We start from the raw sequence: 1,882 nt of genomic DNA, 5'->3' as shown, positions 1-1,882 counted from the left end.
GTCCAGCCACAGCGTGGTAGGCCAGCCGATCAGCAGGCCGCGGAGCGCCTCGACCTGGTAGGTGAGCGGGTTCACCTTGCTGACGGCCTGCAGCCAGCCGGGCATCACGTAGGTCGGGTAGAGCGCGCTCGAGCTGAAGAACAGCGGCATGGTGATCGCCTGGCCGATGCCCATCAGCCGGTCCCTGGCGAGGGCCACGCCCGCGATCGACATCGACAGGCAGGCGAAGAAGGCCGAGCCCATCACGAGGACGATCGCCGCGCCGATGAGCTTCAGCGGGTTGTGGGTGAACGACACGCCGAGGATCGTGGCGATGACCACCACGACCACGCCCTGGATCAGCGAGCGGACCCCGGCCGCGAAAGCCTTGCCGGTGATGAGCGCCGACCTCGGGGTGGGCGTCACCATCAGCTTGGTCAGCACGCCCGCGTCCCGCTCCCAGATGATCTGGATGCCGTAGAAGATCGCGATGAAGAGGGCGGACTGCGCGATGATGCCCGGCGACAGGTAGGCGAGGTAGGACACGCCCGGGGGCAGGGGGATGGCGTGGAAGCGGGTGAATACCTCGCCGTAGATCAGCAGCCACAGCGCGGGCTGGATCGCCCGGGTGTACAGCTCGGTGCGGTCGTGCCGGATCTTGCGCAGCTCCACCCAGCACAGAGTGCCGATCCGGCTGGCCAGGCGGCGCAGCGCCGTCACCGGGCCGTCGTGGATGACGGGCAGTTCAGCCGAGACGGCGGGCGGTGCGTCGGGAGCGGCGTACGTCACGGAGGCCTCCTTCTTCCGGTGCCTTGTCCAGGGTGTCGCCCGTGTAGTGGCGGAACACGTCGTCGAGCGTCGCGCCCTCGCCGAGCCCGGCGCGCAGGTCGGCGGGCCGGCCCGTGGCGCGGATCGTGGCGCGGTGCATCAGCGAGACCCGGTCGCAGTACGCGTCGGCCTCGTCCATGTAGTGCGTGGTCATCAGCACGGTCATCTGATGCTCGTCGCGCAGCCGCGCGATGTACTCCCAGACGACGCCGCGGGCGATCGGGTCCAGCCCGACCGTCGGCTCGTCGAGCACCAGCAGCCGCGGCGCGTTGATCAGCGCCTGGGCGAGCTCGAGCCGCCGGATCATGCCGCCGGAGTAGGTGCCGGCCAGCCGCGTCGCGGCCTCGGTGAGCCCCATCGCGTCCAGCGCGCCGGCCACCTTTTCCTTCCGCTCCTTCCGCGGTACGTCGAAGAGCCTGGCGAACAGCTCGACGTTCTCGACGCCGGTCAGGTTCGCGTCCGCGGACAGCATCTGCGGGACATAGCCGATCACGCGGCGCACGAGCATCGGGCGGGCGGCGACGTCGATGCCGAAGACGGTGACCGTGCCGGCAGCGGGCTTCAGCAGCGTGGTCAGCATGCGGATCGTGGTGGTCTTGCCCGCGCCGTTGGGCCCGAGCAGGCCGAACATCTCGCCAGGCTCGATGGCCATGTCGACGTGGTCGACCGCGGTGTGGGTACCGAACCGGTAGGTGAGCCCGGTGCACAGGACCGCGTCCGTGACGGTTCCCCTGGGTGTCCGCTCGGCGGCGCCGGCGCTCACAATGCCTCCATCTGCTCCGCGAGCCGGGCCAGCGCGGGCACGGCGGCGCTGATGGCCCCCCGGTCAGCGGCCGGCAGCCGCTCGAGCGCCCGGCCGGCCAGCTCGGCACGAATATCTCGCCACTGCCCGACCCGGGCGGCGCCCTCGTCGGTCACGGTCAGCCGGACGGAACGCCCGTCCGCCACGGCCCGGCCCCTGGCCAGCAGGCCGTCCGCGGCGAGCTGGCTGACCATCGTGCTGACGCTGTTCGGCGCCAGCCGCAGTTCCTGCGCCGCCTCGGCGACGCTGATTCCCGGCCTGCGGGCGGTGAGC

General features: G+C 71.3%; 3 protein-coding genes. All 3 read right to left on the bottom strand.

The features are described from left to right. Positions 1-768 (bottom strand): ABC transporter permease (locus WA805_RS26140; protein ID WP_425243680.1); only part of this gene is annotated, 768 nt, incomplete at its 3' end. Then, on the bottom strand, positions 725-1,570 hold the full coding sequence (locus WA805_RS26135; protein WP_425243679.1) for an ABC transporter ATP-binding protein: 846 nt from the start codon (positions 1,568-1,570) through the stop codon (positions 725-727). The genes WA805_RS26135 and WA805_RS26140, both read right to left, overlap by 44 nt. Next, the coding region (locus WA805_RS26130) for a MarR family winged helix-turn-helix transcriptional regulator (protein ID WP_425243678.1) at positions 1,567-1,882 on the bottom strand (316 nt) is incomplete at its 5' end. The genes WA805_RS26135 and WA805_RS26130, both read right to left, overlap by 4 nt.

The sequence above is a fragment of the Trebonia sp. genome (assembly GCF_049794275.1).
Taxonomy (GTDB): Bacteria; Actinomycetota; Actinomycetes; order Streptosporangiales; family Streptosporangiaceae; genus Trebonia.
The sequence above is the reverse complement of the archived record's forward strand: the minus strand, read 5'-3'. Positions and strand labels throughout refer to the sequence as shown.